We start from the raw sequence: 20,114 nt of genomic DNA on the forward strand, positions 1-20,114 counted from the left end.
CGGGGGTGAGGTATGGATTTATTATTAAAAGATAAAGTGATCATCGTTACAGGCGGCGCCAAAGGTATTGGTGAAGGCATTGTAAAAGTATTGGCTGCCGAAGGCGCTATCCCTTTTATTGTTGGCAGAAGTGAAGAAGATAATTTAAAAACTGTTCATGCTGTTGAAGCCAATGGTGGCAGGGTTTTCCAGGTAGTAGCAGAATTAACGCAGCCAGCAGAATGCGAGCATGCCGTAAAAAAAGTTATAGAAAAAATGGGACGTATAGACGGTCTTGTAAATAATGCGGGTGTGAACGATGGTGTTAATCTTGAGCATGGCACTTATGAAAAGTTCATGGCCTCATTACACAAAAATGTGGTGCATTATTATTTGCTGGCACATTATGCATTGCCGGAACTGATTAAATCAAAAGGCGCTATTGTAAACATAACATCAAAGACCGCAGAGACAGGACAGGGAGGCACTTCAGCGTATGCGGCAGCTAACGGTGCACGCAATGCGCTTACACGTGAGTGGGCTGTTGAATTGCTTAAATACAGTATTCGTGTTAACGCAATTGTTGTTGCCGAATGCTGGACGCCCTTGTATGAGAACTGGATCAAAACATTGCCAAACCCTAAAGAAAAATTAAAAGAGATTGTTTCCAAAATTCCATTGGAACATCGTATGACCACGGCAGAAGAGATCGCTAATACAACAGCATTCTTATTGTCTCAGAGATCAAGTCATACCACCGGGCAATTGATTCATGTGGATGGTGGCTATACACATTTAGACAGGGCATTGGCAAATGCATAATATTTTTTGTGCCAGGCGCAAGAATAAGCATGAAGCATTCGTTGCGTCGCACTCTTCAACTGAAGAATAATTTATGACCAACACCAACAAAATATTTTTTCATTTATACAGCAGGCAGCATGAAGGCATTAGTATGTGTTGAACCGGGTCTATTCAAATATGAAGAGGTTGATAAACCTGCTTTGAACAAAGATCATGCTTTACTAAAAATAAAAAGGATTGGTGTATGTGGTACGGACCTTCATGCTTATGAAGGCACACAGCCTTACTTCAATTATCCAAGAATACTCGGCCATGAATTGGCTGCAGAAATTGCAGAGATAAACAGTTCCTCAAATTTTACTATCGGCGAAACGGTTACTATTATTCCCTATTTCAATTGTGGTAATTGTATTGCCTGCAGAAACGGTAAAACCAATTGTTGCGTAAGTATGAAAGTATGTGGCGTGCATACAGATGGCGGCATGATGGAATATCTTTCTGTTCCAGTCTCTTCATTAGTACATAGCAATGGATTAACACTTGATGAATTAGCATTAGTAGAACCACTTGCCATTGGTGCGCATGGAATAAGACGGGCAAATGTGCAACCAAACGAATTCGTTTTAGTGATCGGTGCGGGCCCTATCGGACTTGGCACAATGGAGTTTGCAAAGATTGCCGGCGCAAAAGTTATAGCCATGGATGTGAATGAGCAACGATTATTTTTTTGTGAGCAAAATTTAAGTGTCGATTATACAATTAACGCTGTTACAGAAAATGTTAGAGAATGTTTAATTGAAATTACTGGTGGTGACATGCCTGCAGTAATTGTTGACGCAACCGGAAATTTGAAAGCGATCAATAATGCTTTTCAATACCTGGCACATGGCGGCAGGTATGTATTAATAGGATTACAAAAAAGCGATATCAGTTTCAGTCATCCTGAATTTCATAAGCGTGAAGCCACATTGATGAGCAGCCGTAATGCAACACGTGCAGATTTTGAGCATGTAATGGAAAGTATGAAAGATGGTTTGGTAAGACCTTCAACATATATTACCCATCGCGTAGGATTTAGTGAAGTAAAAAATGTATTTGCATCATGGCTCGATCCCGCAAACGCAGTAATAAAGGCAATGATAGAAATGTAACAGTAAATGATAAGTTTTGAAGTAGTTATATAAATGGAAATGTAGAATTTAGAGCTTCCTTCGCCAAGGGTGATATTGCTTCAATTATTAGATAAGTAATAATATATTTTACTGTTGAGTTTTTTCAACGGTAAAAAAACATAACAATACCGTACCAGTTTGTTGATAAAAGATCAAACTGTTGCAGTGTGCGACGCAACGGAAGATGCCTATTGATCTTTTGTTGACATCATAAAAATTATAATGCCATGAAGCATGCTGCCATTTTGATCTTTCTTTTTTTTACTGCATCATTTGTGCATGCACAGCAAAACATGCTGTTGTGGTATAAGCAGCCGGCAACAGTATGGACGGAAGCATTACCGGTTGGTAATGGAAGATTGGGTGCGATGGTATTTGGCGGTGTAGAAAATGAATTGCTGCAATTGAATGAATCATCCCTGTGGACAGGCGGCCCCGTAAAAACAAATGTAAACCCTGAATCAAAAAAATACCTTCCATTGGTGCGTGAAGCATTGTTCAATAAAGATTACGACAAAGCAACAGAGCTGGTAAAAAAAATGCAGGGCTTGTATTCTGAAAGTTATTTACCAATGGCGGATTTGATGATCCAGCAGGACTTTGGTGGCAAACAACCAACAGCATATAAAAGATTATTGAACATAAGTGATGCAGTAAGTACAACAACATTTACGATTGATGGGGTGCAATACAAACGTGAAGTTTTTGTTTCTGCTCCAGCGCAACTTATTGTAATGAAAATTTCTTCAAATGCTGTAAAAAAAATAACTGCAACAATTAAAACAAGCAGTCAAATAAAATTTCGAAATGAAATATTAGGTAAAGATATTATTGCTTTAAAAGGGAAGGTGCCTGCACATGCAGATCCCAGTTATTACAATGAAAATAAAGACCCGATTATTTATGCGGATGCAAATGGCTGCAATGGAATGCGCTTTGAAGTGTTGGTGAAAGCATTGCATAAAGATGGAACAATAACAACAGACACTTCAGGCATTCATATAAAAGATGCAAGTGAGGTAACATTGCTCTTATCTGCAGCAACAAGTTTTAATGGTTTTGATAAATGCCCTGATAAAAATGGCAAGGATGAACAAAAACTAGCCACTGATTATTTGAGCAAGGCATTATTAAAGCCTTATAGTGTTTTATGGAGCGAACATGAAAAGGATTATCATAATTTCTTTAACCGCGTTTCGCTTACACTGAATAATAACCAAAGTTCAAAAGACAATTTAGCAACGGATGAAAGAATGGAGGCTTATACAAATGGAGGTAACGACGATGGGCTTGAAACATTGTATTTCCAATATGGCCGTTATTTATTAATTGCATCTTCACGCACAAGAGATGTTCCAGCCAATTTACAAGGCATATGGAATAAAGAAATGCGGCCACCATGGAGTGCCAACTATACAACGAATATCAATGTACAGATGAATTACTGGCCTTCTGAAGTTACCAACTTATCAGAATTGCACCAGCCACTGCTTGATCTTATAGAACACCTTTCTGTAACAGGTACAACTACAGCAAAAGAATTTTATGGCATGCATGGTTGGGTGGTGCATCACAATTCGGATATATGGGCATTGTCGAATCCTGTTGGCGATAAAGGCAAAGGTGATCCTAAATGGGCCAACTGGGCAATGGGCGCAAACTGGCTCTGCCGCGATCTTTGGGAGCATTATCTCTTTACAGGTGATCAAAAATTTTTACGCGACACGGCATACCCGTTGATGAAAGGTGCTGCACACTTTACATTCGATTGGTTAACTACAGATAGTGCAAGTGGCTACCTGGTAACTGCACCATCAGGTTCACCTGAGAATGAATATTTCTATGATGGCAATAAAACATCTGGTATTTCCATTGCCTCAACGATGGACATGAGCATTATCCGCGACCTTTTTTCTAATCTTATTGCGGCAGGAAAAATTTTGAACACAGATAAAGCATTCATTGATTCTGTAACAGCGAAGAAAGAGAAATTATATCCTTTCAAAATTGGCCACAAAGGAAATTTGCAGGAGTGGTACCAGGATTATGAAGATCCCGAGCCACATCATCGTCATACATCACACTTGTATGGATTGCATCCGGGCAATCAAATATCACCTATCAAAACTCCAGAGTTAGGGCAGGCAGCTATGAAGACCTTAGAATTACGCGGCGATGATGGCACAGGATGGAGTCTTGCATGGAAAGTAAATTTCTGGGCACGTCTACTTGATGGTGATCATGCTTATAAATTATACAGGAATCTTTTGCGACTTACAAAAGAAACGGCAACAGATTATGGTAGTCATGGCGGGGCATATCCAAATTTGTTTGATGCACATCCGCCATTCCAGATCGATGGAAATTTTGCAGGCACAGCTGGTGTTGCAGAGATGTTGTTACAATCTCAGAATAATGAACTGCATTTATTGCCAGCTATTCCGCGTGTGTGGAGAAGCGGTGCAGTAAAGGGTTTGCGGGCTCGTGGTGGTTTTGAAGTAAGTATTGAATGGAACAATAATATTATCAGTAACGCAAAGATCATTTCATTGTTGGGTAATCAATGTGTGGTGCGCACCAATGATCCGGTGATGCTGAAAGGAACAAATATTAAAGCGGTAGAATCAACTTGTGGTTTTGTAATTTCTTTCAAAACAGAAAAAGATAAAACGTATGAGTTGGTTGCGACCAAATAATTTTTATAGACCAAACAAAAGAATATAAATGATACTTCTGTTGCGTCGCACTCTTGTGCTGAGTGTAATTTATTCAGCAGATTGAATACAGGTCAGACGGCTCAAAGCCGTCAGACCTGTAAATATTTGCTTTGAACATTAAGGAAAAGAAACCCGAAACGTGCGACGCAACAGAAGCTTAATTAAAAACAGAAAGCTTAGTTCAAAAAATAAAATGCAGTTATCGAAAAATATTATAGCACAAATTCAAAATAAAAACATCGTTGTTCCTGCAACAGAAATTTTCTTATTGCCTGAAAAAGTTTTGCAGTTTGGAACAGGCGTTTTGTTACGTGGCCTTTGTGATTATTTTATTGATAAAGCTAACAAGCAAAATATTTTCAATGGTCGCGTAGTAATTGTAAAGTCAACGTCGCAGGGCGGTACAGATGCATTTGCGCTACAGGATGGGCTATACACACATTTTGTAAAAGGAATTGAAAATGGAACAGCCGTTGAAGAAACGGTCATCAATGCATCTATCAGCAGGGTGTTATCTGCACAGGATGAATGGAAAACAATCTTGCAATGTGCAGCTAGTGCAGATATGCAGGTAATTATTTCCAACACAACAGAAGTTGGCATCACTTACTCTGAAGAAAAAATTACGGAACAAGCTCCTGCATCTTTTCCAGGTAAACTGCTGGCGTGGTTGCATGAGCGTTATAAAATATTTAATGGCTCAGCAGATGCAGGGATAATCATCATTCCAACAGAGCTATTAATTGATAATGCTGGTAAACTAAAAGCAATTCTTATAAAACTTGCTCACTACAATGCGTTTGATGAAAGCTTTATTAACTGGCTTCAAACGGCCAATTATTTCTGCAGTTCACTTGTTGATAGAATTGTTCCGGGAAAGATAAATGTATCTGAGGCTGAATCAGGCTACACAGATGAGCTTGCGATCATGAGCGAAGTATATCGCTTGTGGGCCATTGAAACAAATGATAAAAAAGTTATCGGTACACTTTCATTTGCACAGGCCGATAGTGGCGTTGTATTAGCAGCTGATATTTACAAATACCGCGAATTAAAACTTCGTTTATTAAACGGACCACATACTTTATCATGTGGACTTGCAGTCTTATCAGGTTTCGTAACAGTTAAGGAAGCAATGTTGGATGGTGATTTCAGGAATTATATTACACAACTCATGCAACAGGAAATAGCTGTTGCTATTACTGACGAGCAGATCAGCTATAAAGAAGCAATAGCCTACACAAAAGAAGTAATTGATCGTTTTTCAAATCCTTTCTTAGAACACAAATGGTTAAGCATTTGTTTGCAGTACAGTAGCAAAATGCTGATGCGAAACATTCCAATATTGCAAAAGCACTATGCAAAAAGCAATACTGTACCGCATTTAATGGCAATTGGGTTTGCAGCCTACATTTTATTTATGAAAAGCCACCAAAATGAAAAAGGCGAATTTATTGGCAACATAAATAATTCAATTTATACGATCAATGATGATAAAGCAGCAACACTGCACCAGCATTGGCAAAAGAAAGAATTGAGAGATATAGTGCAAGGCATCCTTGCCGATGAAACATTATGGTCAATGGATCTAAATCAGTTCCCGGAATTTAGTGAGGCGGTTATAAAAAATATAACGGACATAAATAACAGAGGGACAAAAAAACTTATTCAATCTTATACGTCAAAAAATTTATTACAATGAAACACGCCATTGTAAAAGTTCATCCAAAAGACAATGTTATTGTAGCGCTTCGAAAACTCGAAAAAGGAGAAACTGTTAAGTACAACGATGAACAGTTCGTTTTGCAGGAAACTATTCCGGCTAAACACAAATTTACTATAAGTGATATGCATCCGGGTGATCAGATCTACATGTATGGCGTATTGGTGGGAAAAGCAAAAAGGCCTATTCCAAAAGCAACAAGGATTTCTACAGAAAACCTTGCGCATGCTTCAGACAGTTTTGCAATGCATGAAAGAAAACTCGACTGGTATAAACCTGATGTATCAAAATGGAAAGACAAAACATTCATGGGCTACCGACGCAGCGATGGCAGTGTGGGTACGGCCAATTACTGGCTTATTGTTCCACTGGTATTTTGTGAGAACAGGAATGTGGATGTATTACGTGAATCATTAATTAATAAACTTGGTTACGGCAGGATAAATAAATACAACAGCTTTACCAACCAGATCATCTCATCTTACATAACTGGCGGTAACATCAACGAAATAAAATTAGACCGGTCAACAGCTGTTGCGACAGAAGAAAGATTGTTCAAAAATGTAGATGGTATAAAATTTTTGTTGCATGATGGTGGTTGTGGTGGCACACGCCAGGATGCAGAAGCTTTATGTGGCTTGCTTGCGGGTTATATAACACATCCCAATGTGGCTGGCGCTACAGTATTAAGTTTAGGATGCCAGCACTCACAGGTTTCTATATTGATGAATGAGATCAGGAAGCGCTCTGATAATTTTGATAAGCCATTGCATATTATAGAACAGCAAAAAATTGGTCTTGAAAAAGATGTAATGGAAGAAGCTATCCGTAAAACATTTGAAGGTTTGATTGACGCTGATAAATGTAAACGCACACCTGCACCAATTAGTAAACTATGTATCGGACTTGAATGTGGTGGTTCAGATGGTTTCAGTGGCATCTCCGCAAACCCTGCACTGGGCTATGTTTCAGACATGCTTGTTGCAATGGGCGGCAGTGTTATACTTTCTGAATTTCCTGAATTATGCGGCGTAGAACAGGAACTAAGTGATCGTTGTGTTGATGAAAATGTTGCTGGAAAATTTATGGATCTTATGACACGTTACAACGAACGTGCAAAAGAAGCAGGCAGTGGTTTTGATATGAATCCTTCACCCGGCAATATTAGGGATGGTCTTATAACAGATGCTATTAAATCTGCTGGCGCAGCAAAAAAAGGTGGCACATCACCTGTTACAGATGTATTGGATTATCCTGAAAAAGTTACAAAGCCTGGCCTCAATTTATTATGTACACCCGGCAATGATGTGGAGTCAACTACTGCTGAAGTTGGCAGCGGCGCTAATATCGTTTTGTTTACCACTGGCCTTGGTACGCCAACCGGAAATCCTGTTACGCCTGTTGTAAAACTTTCCAGCAATACCGAATTATTCAAACGCATGAGCGATATCATAGATATCAATACCGGTACTATCATTGATGGCGAAGAAACTATTGAAGAGGCCGCTGGTCGCATTCTTGACTATGTTATACGTGTTGCAAGCGGTGAAGAAATGGTTGCTGCAGTGCGTAACGGACAGGATGATTTTATTGTTTGGAAACGTGGTGTGAGTTTGTAATTTTTTATGAGCCCGGCTTTTGTATATGTATGATACTTTACTTGCGTCGCACACTTGTACCTCTCTTTATTTGCATCAGTATTGTGTATTGTGTTGAATAACTTCCCCATTTTTTTTAACAGCATCTCTATCAACTGGTTTACTTTCTCACTTATGGGTGTGGCATATTTTTGGTAAAACTTATATAAAACGCCAGGATATGAAAGCAGCTATTAAAAAAATAGAAAAAAAATACAACATCAGCAATACCTCTATATTGATTGTTTCATTTCTTATGTTAAGTTTTATCGGCGCAACCTTATACGTAATGTATCAGGGACTGTAAATTAATTATCTGCATCTTTTATAAGAGGTCTTATATCAGTAGGATCGCGTTTCTCATAGTTGATCATGAATTTCTTAAGATCAGGTTTAAATTCTCTTGATCGTTGCTTATCGTAATTATAGACTAATTGCCCTAACCTGTACATGAAGGGAACACCAATACTATCATAATCATATTTGTTATCATTCAATATGCCATCGCTATTTACATAAATGGTAGCAGTTAACATAAATTCTGTTTTGCTGCTGAAATCAACCACATAAGAAACATCCGTCATAAAGCCGTAAGCCCAGCCAACTTTATTAAATACACGCACATCTTTTGGCATTTGATGACCTTCATTTTGAAAATAAAATTTTACATAGCTGTCGTAGTAATGAGCCGTATCATATTTGGGATAATTCGTTTCAGAAGGATACTGAGATAAATACTGGTAAAGAAAGTCGTAATCATCTTTGCTTAAATTAAACCGCTGCTGCTTAGGAACTGATGCAGGAAATAAAGCAGATTGTAATAATTGTTGCAAAGATTCCAGTGGCAGATTATTGGCTTTTGTAAAATCTATTGGCTTATGTATCAAACTATCATTGCGGTCGTAATAAGCATTCCCCATTTTTACAATATGGCTAAAATCAAATGAATCTGTATTATAAGCAGCAGGTTGCGTATATAACAGCTTATTATTTTCATCCACAAACCGAATAGCATTTGTGTGCCTGTTCTCATCTTCGTTCATGCCGGTAAACCTTCTTGTAATTCGTATATCAGTATAACCTTTATTATGTAGTTGCCTGTTTATGGTTTGCTGCCCTACAAATTCATACATGCGATTATACGCATCGTTATCGCTGATAAGAAATGCTTTCTTTATGTAGTGTGCAAGCGAGGGCAAATAATTTTTAGATGTACTGTCAGTGTATGCAGTTGTTTGTTTGGAATAAGTGCTATCCGTAAGCAGTGTAGCGTATTTGTCAACCCCATTTATATGAATGCTGTTTAATTTTTCCAGTGAAAGCAAAGCCAATGGAAGCTTAACTGTAGAAGCAGGATTGAAATAAGTATTTCCATCAACATTGAAATAATAATTTTTAAAAGAAGGATTGTTGTATTTATCACGATCTATTTGTGTATAGATGATCTGTAGCCTGTATGTTAGAGGATCGCTGATAACTTTTCTTACAGCAGCACTTGTATCTTTTTGTAAAAGTGTTGCAAGCAGGTTGCCTGTTTTTTGCTGTGCAAATGAAATAATATGATTGACAAAGCAAACAAGTATTACTGCTGTTAATCTTTTCAAAAACATGATAGATATTATTTGTTGAGTAAAGAACAAACCGTACAAGAGTGCGACGCAAGAAAAGCTTTATGGCTGCAATGCAGACCGGCTCATAAAAATACTATATATACCTGGCTACATACTTACCAACAACAGGCATCGCAATAAATTCTTTCTTTTCAACTTTTAATACAAAGACTATAAAAGCTGTGGTGAAAATGCTGCCAATGGCAAGCGAAAAAATATCGTTGTCATAAAAGTGAGTGATGCCTTTGTGTACAAAGAATAACAGGATAACAATAACCATGTAAGCCAATAATTTTTTCCATGCATAAGGCACATAATAAGCTTTTTGGCCCCACACAAAACTTATCAGCATCATGCTGAAATAGCAGGAAAAAGTTGCCCATGCACTTGCCATATAACTAAAGTGTGGAATAAATAAAAAGTTTACCAGGAAAGTAATGGCTGCACCTATCACTGTTATGGTTGCTCCGGCGCCGGTGCGATTACTGAGTTTGTACCAGATGCTTAAGTTATAATAAATGCCCAGGCACATATTTGCAAGTACCAGTATTGGCACTACTGCGAGGCCTTCCCAATAACCTGGGCTAATAAAATGTTTCCAGATTGGTATAAATAAATTGATGATAAGAAAAGTAACGCATACGGTAATGACAAAAAATTTCATAACCCTTGCATAGGTCTTTTGCGGATTATCACCTTCTGCCTGTTTAAAAAAGAAAGGCTCTGCACCAAGCCTGAAAGCCTGTATGAATAACGTAATAAGAATCGACAATTTGTAACAGGCATTGTACACGCCTACTTCTGCTTCTTTATGTTGTACACTGCCAGGCAGCCACCAGCGAAGCATAAGCCTGTCGAAAGTTTCATTGATCATGCCGCCCATGCCGGCGATAACAAGTGGTAAGGAATAGATCATCATTTCCTTCCATAACCTTGTATTGAAATTAAAGCGTAATTGTTTTATTTCACTACCCAGCAATAACAATGTAAATGCACTTTGAATAAGATTAGCCAGCACAACATATACCACAGGGTTTGTGCCCGGCTCGTAAATAATATTCAGGAAGCTATTTGCATGCACATCTACATGTCTGGGACACCATGCCACATAAAACCATGTAACAAAAATGTTGATGAGAATACCAGCAATCTTTATGAATGCAAATTTTCTTGGCCTTTGTTCCTGCCGCAATTTTGCAAAGGGAATGGTGCTTAACGCATCCAGTGCAATAATAAAAATGCTTATTTGTATGATCAGCGGAAAGTCCTGCAAGCCAATAGCCACGCCAAATGCGTGTTGAAATATCCAAAGCAGTATAGAAAAGAAAAGTGTGGAAAATATCAGCGATAATGCTGATGTATTGTAAATATCTTTTTTATATTCTTCTTTCGAAGCAAACCTGAAATAAGCTGTCTCAAAACCATACGTAAAAATGATATTCAGTATTGGTATTGCAGAATAAATCAATCCAATTTGCCCATAATGTGCCAGCCCTTCGGTGTTAACAAGGTTATAGGTTAACAAAGGTGTAAGCAGGTAATTAATAAAACGCGCTGCAATTGAACTAACGCCATACCATATTGTTTGTCCTGCCAGTTTTTTTATGCTGCTGCTCAACTTAGTTAAATGTTTGCAGCAAATGTAATGTTAGTTTTTTTGTTATAATGCGTTGAATATCTATAAAAGAATGTTATGGTACGGGCTGCAGGTTTTTATAGCATCGCCGCTTGTGTCACTCACTTGTACGTTCTGAACTTATGCCATCTGCGTTTTGTAATAAAAATAGCGCAGGTATGTGAAAAAGTTTTATATAGCTTACTTTAAGGATGTTATTACCTTTCACCCAAACACAGGTTTATGCAAAAGAAATTACTAGTGATACTTTTTTTGTTTACCGGATTTATTGCCTTGCATGCACAGGTACGCGATGGACGTACCACTATTGATACCACTGTTCGATCTGCTGTAATTATAGAATCAGATCTTAGCCAAAGTGAAGTGGAGAATGCTATTGAAAGTTATTTCGATAGCATGCATATTGAAAAGGAAAAGGGCAAAGGGTTCATTATAAAAAAATCGATGGGTTATATGCTTTTCAGAAGAGCAAAAGTGGAAAATGTAAGCGATGCACTTGATGTGTATTTTGTAACTGAAAACAAAAAGCAAAAAGGAAAAGATGCATCCACTGTATATATAACAGCAAGCAGGGGACTAACTAATTTTCTTACACCGGATAATGATCAGAAGGTATGGAGCCAGCTAAGAGACTATGCCTCTTACATGCAGTCTAATTATTTTGAACAGTATAAACTTTATGTGCAGCTTGCCGACGTAAGTAAAGACATGGATAAGAAGAAGAAAAAGTTAGATGACGTTTTAAAAGAAAAAGCAGACCTGGAAAGTAATATCAGCAATGACTCTTTGCAAATAGTAAATTTCAATGAAGCACTGCTGAAATTAAAAATAAAAAAACAATAAAATATACCGGGCAACTTAATAGTCGCCCGGTTTTAGTTTGCGGCGTGTTGCTTTCACAGATGATTTTTGTTTTTTCTTTTCGAGTATTTTTTCTTTTATAACTTTTGGAACTTTCGTAGCGATACGTGATTTCTTTTTTATCAATGCCTGCGCAATAAGCTGGTTCATTTTTTTGATCACTTGTTCTTTATTGCCCAACTGTGTTCTTTCTGTTTGAGACTTTACCAGTAAATAACCATCCGTTGTTATTTTGGAGGCAAGTTTTTGCAGGATGCTCTGTTTTTGCTCATCTGACACAAGCACAGAGTTTGCAACATGCCAGCGGCCTTCCACCATGGTTTCAACTTTATTTACATTTTGTCCGCCCTTGCCGCCGCTGCGTGCCGTTTGAAAAATTATTTCGTTTGTTATAGTGATCGACATGAATAGTTTTTCTTTACTGCGTGAAATTCGTGAAAATTCGTGTAATTCGTGTTATGAGAGCAGTTATACAAAGAGTTTCAGAAGCATCAGTTACCGTTGATGAAAATATTACCGGAAATATTGGCAATGGATTACTTGTTTTAGTTGGTATTGAAGACGCAGATAATGATGAGGACATTCAATGGCTCAGCAGTAAGATAGTAAACCTGCGTATTTTTAATGATGACGAAGGTGTAATGAACGTAAGTGTCAAAGACTGCAATGGAGATATTTTATTGGTTAGTCAGTTTACTTTACATGCAGCGACAAAAAAAGGCAATCGCCCTTCTTATATAAAAGCAAGTAAACCTGATATAGCCATACCGATGTATGAAAAGATGATCACTCAACTGGAAACTGATCTTGGAAAAAAAATATATACCGGCGTATTTGGCGCAGATATGAAAGTTAGATTACTGAATGATGGACCGGTGACAATTGTGATGGACTCGAAGAATAAAGAGTAGCTGTGAGCCACGAATTTAGGAGCACGAATTACACGAATTATTTAATAGAAATGACAGAGATAATCTATAAAGAAGAATCATATAAGATCATTGGGTTGTGTATGGAAGTGCATAAGCAACTTGGCATGGGATTTAAGGAAATAATTTATAAGGATGCACTGGAGATTGAATTGAATAATGCTGGTATTTCATTTATAAGGGAACAGCAGTATGATATTGAATATAAAGGAATAATTCTTCCTCATAAATATTATGCAGATTTTGTTATTGAAGGCAAGATTATAATGGAAATAAAGGCTTCATCCATGATCGTAAACAATTTTGTTTCGCAGACAATAAACTATTTAAAGGCATCAGGTATTCATCTTGGCATTATTGCAAACTTTGGCGAGAAATCATTTACATCAAAACGTATTGTATTTTAACTCACAAATTCGTGTAATTCGTGAATTAAAATTCGTGTTCTAAAATAAACATCTATGACTATACAACAAGCCCAAACAACTGTTGACAACTGGATAAAAACCGTTGGTGTTCGCTATTTCAGCGAACTTACCAATCTTGGCATATTAATGGAAGAAGTAGGGGAGTTGTCGAGACTAATGGTAAGAACTTATGGGGAACAATCATTTAAAGAAAGTGATAAAGGCAAAGATATTGCAGATGAAATGGCTGATGTGTTGTGGGTGTTAATTTGTCTTGCCAATCAAACAAACGTTGACCTTACTGCTGCATTACAAAAAAATTTTGAGAAAAAAAATATCCGTGATGCAGACAGGCATAAGAATAATGAAAAACTTGGAGGGGGAACTATTGAATAAAGAACAAAACGTACAAGTGAGTGACACAACTAAAGCTTCATGCGTATAATACAGCAGGTAACAAAAAATAAATATCACATCAACAATGACAATAAAAGGGCTGTGGCAAATATTAAAGCAAACATTCAAAGAATTTGCTGATCTTAAAATAACACGCATGAGTGCTGCACTGGCGTACTACACCGTGTTCTCTATTGCACCAATGCTTATAGTGATCATAACACTCTGCGATATTTTTTTGGGAAGAGAAGCAATAGAAGGGCAGGTTTTTGAACAAATAAGATCTTTTGTGGGAGACAGTGCTGCGTTGCAGATACAGGAGCTTATTAAGAATGCAACAATTTCTAAAGATATAAGCTGGGCATCTGTTGTTGGTATAATAGCACTGATATTTGCAGCCACCAGTGTGTTTGCTGAAATACAGGATTCCATAAATCTTATATGGCGTTTAAAAGCAAAACCAAGAAAGGGTTGGTTAAAACTGCTTATTAACAGGGTGCTTAGTTTCTCTATGGTAGTATCGCTGGGTTTTATTTTATTGGTATCGCTTGTTGTAAATGCTGCGCTCAATTTGCTGGAAGATCATTTGTTAAGCATGTTTCCGGGCATGCAAATTTATATTGCATATGCACTAAATATTTTGTTGCAGTTTATTACCATAAGTTTTTTGTTTGGCACCATATTTAAAGTGTTGCCCGATGCAAAGATCCATTGGAAAAATGTAAGGTCCGGTGCGTTTACAACAGCATTACTTTTTATGCTGGGTAAATTTGCAGTAAGTTATTATCTTGGAAAAAGCCATATCAGCAGTTCTTATGGCGCAGCAGGTTCGCTGGTGATCATTTTATTATGGGTTTATTATTCTGCGATCATCTTATATTTTGGCGCGGCATTTACAAGGGTTTACGCACAGCATACCGGCAACCACATTTTCCCTACTTCTTATGCAGTATTTATCCAGGAAATAGAAGTAGAAAATAAACATGCACTGGATGAGCAAAGTCCCGAAGTAAAAACTATTGTGAAAGAAGACGAAATAATTATTAAACATGAAGACGAAAAGGAAAATATTTAAAGAATATTTGGTTGCAAGCTATAGTTTTTCATAGCATCAACTGTTGCGTCGCACTCTTGTGCTCTAAAATATCTGGCAGCAAATATTAATCTTTCAGCGCTTCGGTATAATTTGCTTTCAGTTGTCTTATTACATCTTCATGGCGTTTGTATTTATCTTCCGTTTCCATAAATTTTAATTTCTTACTGAAGCATTTGCGCATCATCTGGTAACCTTTGTTTGCATCAGTTGAATCATAAAAATTCTGATCCCATTCTTTTTTATGTTCATCGTAGAATTCAAGCTTTACGCCATTTTCAGCAACAACTAACGGCGAGTCGAACCATGTATAAGCAACATACGTTCTGTCTTTTTCCTGTGCATCTGTAAAAAGATTTTGCCAGAAATCAAGGTGATTCAATACACGTTGTTTTATTTGTTTATCTGTCTCCTGTTGAAAAGGCTTTATACGCCATTTATTATTTTCAATGCTGTAAGGATCATCTTTCAGATCGCTGTACCTGTCATTGTCAATATCAAGATAAAACTGGCAATAAGATTTGTTGAATAGAAGGTCGTAATAATTATTAATGGCAGCATGCCTGTTTACCAGTTTGTTTAATGCGAATTCATCAATGTCGAAAATCAACCTTGAGCCGGTAATACTGTCGATGTGTATAGTTATATCAAGGTTTGATGCGGAGCTATCTTTTAAAAAAAGGTATTTGGTTGCTGCTTCATAATGCCAGCTTCCGTGTATGTATTGTTTCAGCAATACAAGATCGAATGTGCTGTCTTTGCGAAGGATAAGTTTATTATCGAGCAGAAATTTTTTTAGCGTGAGTGCATTGTCATCGCCGGTTTGTTTTATCTCGTATAGAAAGTCGGGCATGCCGGGCATTTCAAGAGCACTAAAATCCCAGCGACCAGCCAATAATTCAGATGAATCTCTTTTGCACGCAGCTAAGCTTATTGTAATGATAATACAGCAGAACAGTTTTTTCATGATGGAATGATGAGGGTTGAACGCAAGATAAAATAAAAGTTTATCTAATTGTAATCTTCAAAATCCAATGGCTTATTATATTTTGTCAATTTTATTTTTGAAGCAAGTTTTATTAAGTCATCAAATAATTCGTAAGTTATTTCTGGTGGAGTCATTGATTTAAATTTCTTATATTTTCCGTTGTAGGAAATCAAAATGGTTTTAATTGGCGCATCACAGCACCAACTATTCGAAAAGGATAATGTGTCCCAATTGATCGTTGAAAGAAGTATAAGCACACTATTATAATTCTTGTTATCCAAGACGCCTATAAAGTTTCCAGACAATGATGAATCGACAACGCCTTTGGATTTATATATTTTTCTTGATACTTCTATTAATTTATCTTTTCTTAAGTGCAATGAAACTTGAGGACATGTGCCGTTGCAAGCTGTCGAATGAAAAGTTAATTCAGAAAATGAAAAGTTATCTGGATTCCATTGACTTGTATTTTGACAATACAGGTTTATGTCAATCAGCAGTAAGAGAGTTAATGCAGTTAAATATTTCATCATTATTAGGATTGAATTTATTGAATCTAAATTAAATAAAAAACGCGCCGCAAAGCGGCGCGTTAACTTACAAAAACAATTTATTTATTATCACCCTGCGGTCCTTGTTGTGGCGGACGTTTCGGCTGAAAATTTGGCTTTGGCCTGTTCTCGTTTCTTCTGTCACCGCCACCTTGCTGGGGAGGTCCTTGTTGCGGTCTCCTGTTATCCTGTTGCGGCCTGTTTTGATTTGGTCTGTTATCCGGAGGACGGTTAGGTTGTTGTGGTCTCCTGTTATCTTGTTGCGGCCTGTTCTCGTTTCTTTCGCGTTGATTTTTTTCGTAGTTGCGTTTGCTTGTTTTTTCCAAACTACGCAGACTAACCTGTCCAACCACATCCACAAAGGCATGTTCAATTTCTGTATTCTTACCAGCACTAAGATCAACAGGTTTCAATTCATCCACTGCTTCGCCGCGGCTGTTTGCACGCAAAATATCTTTTACCCGCTGAATAGTTAAAGGATATTGTATGCCTCCACCGGGCAATACATACCACATCAGGTTTTTAAAAATATCTTTTTTAATAAGATTCGCAGTTCCTTTTGTTGTTTGCAGTGTTTCTGCATTGTTAGGAAAATGCTGTAATGCATCAAGGTAAGTATCCAGCTCATAATTCAAACAGCATTTAAGCCTGCCGCACTGGCCGCTTAATTTTGTTTGATTGATAGAAAGGTTCTGGTAACGTGCAGCCGTTGTGGTTACACTCTTAAAATCGTTCAGCCATGTGCTGCAGCAAAGTTCTCTTCCGCAACTGCCAATGCCACCAACTTTTGCAGCTTCCTGTCTTATACCGATCTGGCGCATCTCAACTTTTACTTTAAACTCAGAGGCATAGATCTTGATCATTTCTCTGAAATCCACACGGTCTTCTGCGGTATAAAAGAAAGTAGCTTTTTTACCATCGCTCTGAATTTCCACTTCAATCAATTTCATCTGGAGATTTAACTGTATTGCGATAGAACGGCTTCTTGCCAGTGCAGCTTTTTCCCTTGCCTTGTTTTGCAGATGAATCTCAATGTCTTTCTCCGTACTCCTGCGCAGCACTTTTTTAAGATCGGGATTCATTTCATCCACGCCTTTCTTTTTCATCTGCATACGCACCAATTCACCGCTCAAACTTACTTCGCCTACATCAAAACCGCTTACGCCTTCAACGGTTATGTATTCTCCTTTTTCAAAATATTGCAGCGTATTGTTCCTGAAAAATTCTTTGCGGCTTCCCTGGTTAAAGCTTACCTCAATTATTTTGCAGGTGCTTTCAGGATCGCTGAATGGCAGGTTCATCAGCCAGTCGTGCACATTAAGCCTGTTACAGCCACCTGTGCTGCAACCGCCATTGCTTTTGCAACCACTGGGTTTTCCGCCGCTTGCGGTTCCACAACTTCCACAGCCCATATAAATCGATTTACGATTGTTAAATATTTATTTTTCCGGAGGAAGGAATTATTTGTGACAAGCTGCAGGATCGCTATTGGGCTTCGGTTGTGTCACTCACTTGTACGCTTTGTTCTTTATTCAGCAATTGTCGGAACCGGAATTTGGGTAAATTATTTGGATTGTTATGATTATATTTTTCCTGTTAATCATTCAAATCATATAAATCATGGTTCAGACATATTCAACAGTACAAGAGTGCGACGCAACAGGCGATGCCACCTGATATTCAGCCCGGTACACAAAGCTTTCTTCCTCAATCTGTCAAAAATAGGGCTTTATCCTGAATGATGTGGTACATTTTGATGGTGAGGGCGTGGAACAGCATTTTGGCGTTGGCATTACGCTCAATGTAATAGGTGGCTTTGTCGAGTTCTTCGATGATGACCTGTTGCTGGCTTACGGATGTGATCTTGTTGATGCGCTGCGCAAAATCTTTCTCTTTGGGAGAGATGGTAAGGCTGTCGCCCATTACACGGAGACGGATACCTTGTTCGAGTAAATGGTTGAAATATAGTAAGAGTTGCTTTTGTTTTTCGCGACCAAGTTTGCTGATGTCATCCACCCATTTTACCTGTTCCTGCAACATGCCGCGTATGACGAATTTTAACCAATCGCTCAGCAAACTTATCCAGTCTTCTTCTGAATGTTGCAGTAATTGAAGTGCTTCCCGGTAATTGCCTTCGGCGATGGCTGCGGTTTGTAAAGCCACATCTTCGGTTGCGCCGGCTCTTTGCATAAGCGCTTCCTGGATCTCTGAAGTTTCCGGCAAAGGAATTTTTACCAATTGGCAGCGCGATAAAATGGTGGGCAGGATTTGTTCTTCATTTTCTGCTACCAATATAAATAAGGTATTGGCTGGTGGTTCTTCAATGAGTTTTAAAAGTTTGTTACCTTCTTTGCCGAGATATTCAGGCATCCACATTACTAAAATCTTGTACTCACTTTCAAAACTTTTAAGGCTTAGTTTGTGAATGATGTCGTTGCATTCTTCGGCAGTGATATTTCCCTGTTTATTTTCTGCGCCGATAAACTGCAGCCAATCAAATGCATTGCCGTAAGGATGCATGGAAATAAATTCTCTCCACTCGGTTATATAATCTGTACTCTTTGGCTTATCGCCGCTCTTCTTAGGAATAACTGGATAAGAAAAATGAATATCAGGATGAATGAGTTTAGATGCTTTGCTGTATGCCGTATTTTTTTCCATAAACGCATCTGCTTCTTCAGGTGTCGATGGAATGGTTGGTGCTGCAACTTCTTCAACATCTCCGAACAATGAAGCGGTTGCTTCTTTGGCTGTTTGCTTTGCGTGAGGATTCAAACTTACATATTGTGCAAAAGTCAACGCCAATGGCAATGCACCGCAACCTTCTTTGCCAAGAAAGATTAGTGCATGGCTAAGACGATTGTTTTCAACCATTTCGCAGAGTTGCTGCTTGGTGGCCTGTTGACCGATAATGTCTTTGAAAAGCATGGGTGCGAAGATAAGTTCGTATCTATTTATAGAATACCGCAAATAAAAAAGGTTGATAAAAACTTATCAACCTTTTTGACCGAATGAAATTATTTTAATTTAGGTATTTTAATAACTCCGGACTGTCTGGGGTAACCTTGCTATCAAAATGTACCAACAGGTTTCCGTTTTCGTCGATAACGAATTTGTTGAAGTTCCAGGAAATAGTAGCATCTAGTACACCATTCTCGCTTTTGTTGCAGAGATATTTGTAAACAGGTGTAGTGTTATCTCCTTTTACATCCACTCTTGTGGTTAAAGGAAAAGTAACACCGTAATTTTTCTTGCAAAATGCGGAAATAGCTGTGTCCTGCTGATATTCCTGCCCACCAAAATTATCTGAAGGAAAGCCAACAATTACTAATTTATCTTTATGTGCTTCATATAATTTTTCCAAACCTTCATACTGGGGAGTAAATCCACATTTAGAAGCGGTATTTACGATCAAAATCTTTTTGCCCTTGAACTGTGAGAAATCTATTGTAGTTCCATCGAGTGCCTTAATGGTAAAGTTATAAATGTTTTTGCCCGGATTCGAATTGTCGGTAGTTTTCACATCAACACTATTTTTTCCGGTAGCAGAAGTGCAGGCAATAAAAAGCAGGGAGGCAATTAAAAGTTTCATTTTGATTGATTATTTACAA

Annotated in this window: 19 protein-coding genes; 11 read left to right on the top strand and 8 right to left on the bottom strand. The window is 37.9% G+C overall.

Annotated elements, in window-relative coordinates; translation table 11 throughout:
- Positions 1-12: 12 nt before the first annotated feature.
- The 6 genes from FRZ67_RS19515 (at position 13) to FRZ67_RS23825 (ending at position 8,339) form a co-directional block, all read left to right on the top strand.
- A complete protein-coding gene (locus FRZ67_RS19515; protein WP_147192260.1) occupies positions 13-801 on the top strand; it encodes an L-fucose dehydrogenase in 789 nt (262 codons plus the stop codon).
- A gap of 119 nt (positions 802-920) precedes the next feature.
- Positions 921-1,934: a zinc-binding alcohol dehydrogenase family protein gene (locus tag FRZ67_RS19520; RefSeq protein WP_147192261.1), complete on the top strand. Its 1,014-nt coding sequence runs from the start codon at positions 921-923 to the stop codon at positions 1,932-1,934.
- A 248-nt stretch (positions 1,935-2,182) separates the two neighbouring features.
- A complete protein-coding gene (locus FRZ67_RS19525) occupies positions 2,183-4,651 on the top strand; it encodes a glycoside hydrolase family 95 protein (RefSeq protein ID WP_147192262.1) in 2,469 nt (822 codons plus the stop codon).
- A gap of 214 nt (positions 4,652-4,865) precedes the next feature.
- Complete coding sequence (locus tag FRZ67_RS19530) at positions 4,866-6,374, top strand: tagaturonate reductase (RefSeq protein WP_147192263.1); 1,509 nt, start codon at positions 4,866-4,868, stop codon at positions 6,372-6,374.
- Positions 6,371-8,014, top strand: a complete 1,644-nt coding sequence (locus FRZ67_RS19535) for a UxaA family hydrolase (protein WP_147192264.1) — start codon at positions 6,371-6,373, stop codon at positions 8,012-8,014. Before FRZ67_RS19530 ends, FRZ67_RS19535 begins: the two co-directional genes overlap by 4 nt.
- 199 nt (positions 8,015-8,213) lie before the next feature.
- Positions 8,214-8,339, top strand: coding sequence for a hypothetical protein (locus FRZ67_RS23825; RefSeq protein ID WP_262713650.1), 126 nt, complete (start codon positions 8,214-8,216; stop codon positions 8,337-8,339).
- Between the two features lies 1 nt (position 8,340).
- On the opposite strand, the gene FRZ67_RS19540 is transcribed toward FRZ67_RS23825, so the two are convergent.
- Positions 8,341-9,642 carry a serine hydrolase gene (locus tag FRZ67_RS19540; RefSeq protein ID WP_147192265.1) on the bottom strand — a complete coding sequence of 434 codons (1,302 nt, stop codon included), beginning with the start codon at positions 9,640-9,642 and terminating at the stop codon, positions 8,341-8,343.
- Between the two features lie 94 nt (positions 9,643-9,736).
- Positions 9,737-11,260 carry an oligosaccharide flippase family protein gene (locus FRZ67_RS19545; protein WP_225975404.1) on the bottom strand — a complete coding sequence of 508 codons (1,524 nt, stop codon included), beginning with the start codon at positions 11,258-11,260 and terminating at the stop codon, positions 9,737-9,739.
- A 240-nt stretch (positions 11,261-11,500) separates the two neighbouring features.
- Between FRZ67_RS19545 and FRZ67_RS19550 the strand changes: the two genes are divergently transcribed.
- Entirely contained in the window at positions 11,501-12,121 is a 621-nt protein-coding gene (locus FRZ67_RS19550) for a hypothetical protein (protein ID WP_147192266.1), read from the top strand.
- Between the two features lie 15 nt (positions 12,122-12,136).
- Here the strand turns inward: FRZ67_RS19550 and arfB are convergent, their stop codons facing one another.
- Entirely contained in the window at positions 12,137-12,544 is a 408-nt protein-coding gene (arfB, locus tag FRZ67_RS19555) for an alternative ribosome rescue aminoacyl-tRNA hydrolase ArfB (protein WP_147192267.1), read from the bottom strand.
- Between the two features lie 53 nt (positions 12,545-12,597).
- Here arfB and dtd point away from each other — a divergent pair, with 53 nt between their 5' ends.
- The 4 genes from dtd (at position 12,598) to FRZ67_RS19575 (ending at position 14,946) form a co-directional block, all read left to right on the top strand.
- The gene (gene dtd / locus FRZ67_RS19560; RefSeq protein ID WP_147192268.1) at positions 12,598-13,050 is read left to right on the top strand and encodes a D-aminoacyl-tRNA deacylase; all 453 of its coding nucleotides are present in this window, start codon (positions 12,598-12,600) and stop codon (positions 13,048-13,050) included.
- Between the two features lie 50 nt (positions 13,051-13,100).
- Positions 13,101-13,475: a GxxExxY protein gene (locus tag FRZ67_RS19565; RefSeq protein WP_147192269.1), complete on the top strand. Its 375-nt coding sequence runs from the start codon at positions 13,101-13,103 to the stop codon at positions 13,473-13,475.
- A gap of 54 nt (positions 13,476-13,529) precedes the next feature.
- A complete protein-coding gene (locus FRZ67_RS19570; protein WP_147192270.1) occupies positions 13,530-13,871 on the top strand; it encodes a nucleotide pyrophosphohydrolase in 342 nt (113 codons plus the stop codon).
- Between the two features lie 85 nt (positions 13,872-13,956).
- Entirely contained in the window at positions 13,957-14,946 is a 990-nt protein-coding gene (locus FRZ67_RS19575; protein WP_147192271.1) for a YihY/virulence factor BrkB family protein, read from the top strand.
- Between the two features lie 85 nt (positions 14,947-15,031).
- On the opposite strand, the gene FRZ67_RS19580 is transcribed toward FRZ67_RS19575, so the two are convergent.
- The 5 genes from FRZ67_RS19580 to FRZ67_RS19600 form a co-directional block, all read right to left on the bottom strand.
- Positions 15,032-15,931 (bottom strand): hypothetical protein, encoded by a 900-nt coding sequence (locus FRZ67_RS19580; RefSeq protein ID WP_147192272.1) that lies wholly within the window; start codon positions 15,929-15,931, stop codon positions 15,032-15,034.
- 44 nt (positions 15,932-15,975) lie between these two features.
- Positions 15,976-16,485, bottom strand: a complete 510-nt coding sequence (locus FRZ67_RS19585) for a DUF6438 domain-containing protein (RefSeq protein ID WP_147192273.1) — start codon at positions 16,483-16,485, stop codon at positions 15,976-15,978.
- Positions 16,486-16,562: 77 nt separating this feature from the next.
- On the bottom strand, positions 16,563-17,915 hold the full coding sequence (locus tag FRZ67_RS19590) for a PSP1 domain-containing protein (protein WP_147192274.1): 1,353 nt from the start codon (positions 17,913-17,915) through the stop codon (positions 16,563-16,565).
- A 295-nt stretch (positions 17,916-18,210) separates the two neighbouring features.
- The gene (locus FRZ67_RS19595; protein WP_147192275.1) at positions 18,211-19,431 is read right to left on the bottom strand and encodes a DNA polymerase III subunit; all 1,221 of its coding nucleotides are present in this window, start codon (positions 19,429-19,431) and stop codon (positions 18,211-18,213) included.
- Between the two features lie 94 nt (positions 19,432-19,525).
- Positions 19,526-20,095, bottom strand: a complete 570-nt coding sequence (locus FRZ67_RS19600; RefSeq protein ID WP_147192276.1) for a glutathione peroxidase — start codon at positions 20,093-20,095, stop codon at positions 19,526-19,528.
- Positions 20,096-20,114: the final 19 nt, after the last annotated feature.

The organism is Panacibacter ginsenosidivorans (assembly GCF_007971225.1).
GTDB classification, from domain to species: domain Bacteria; phylum Bacteroidota; class Bacteroidia; order Chitinophagales; family Chitinophagaceae; genus Panacibacter; species Panacibacter ginsenosidivorans.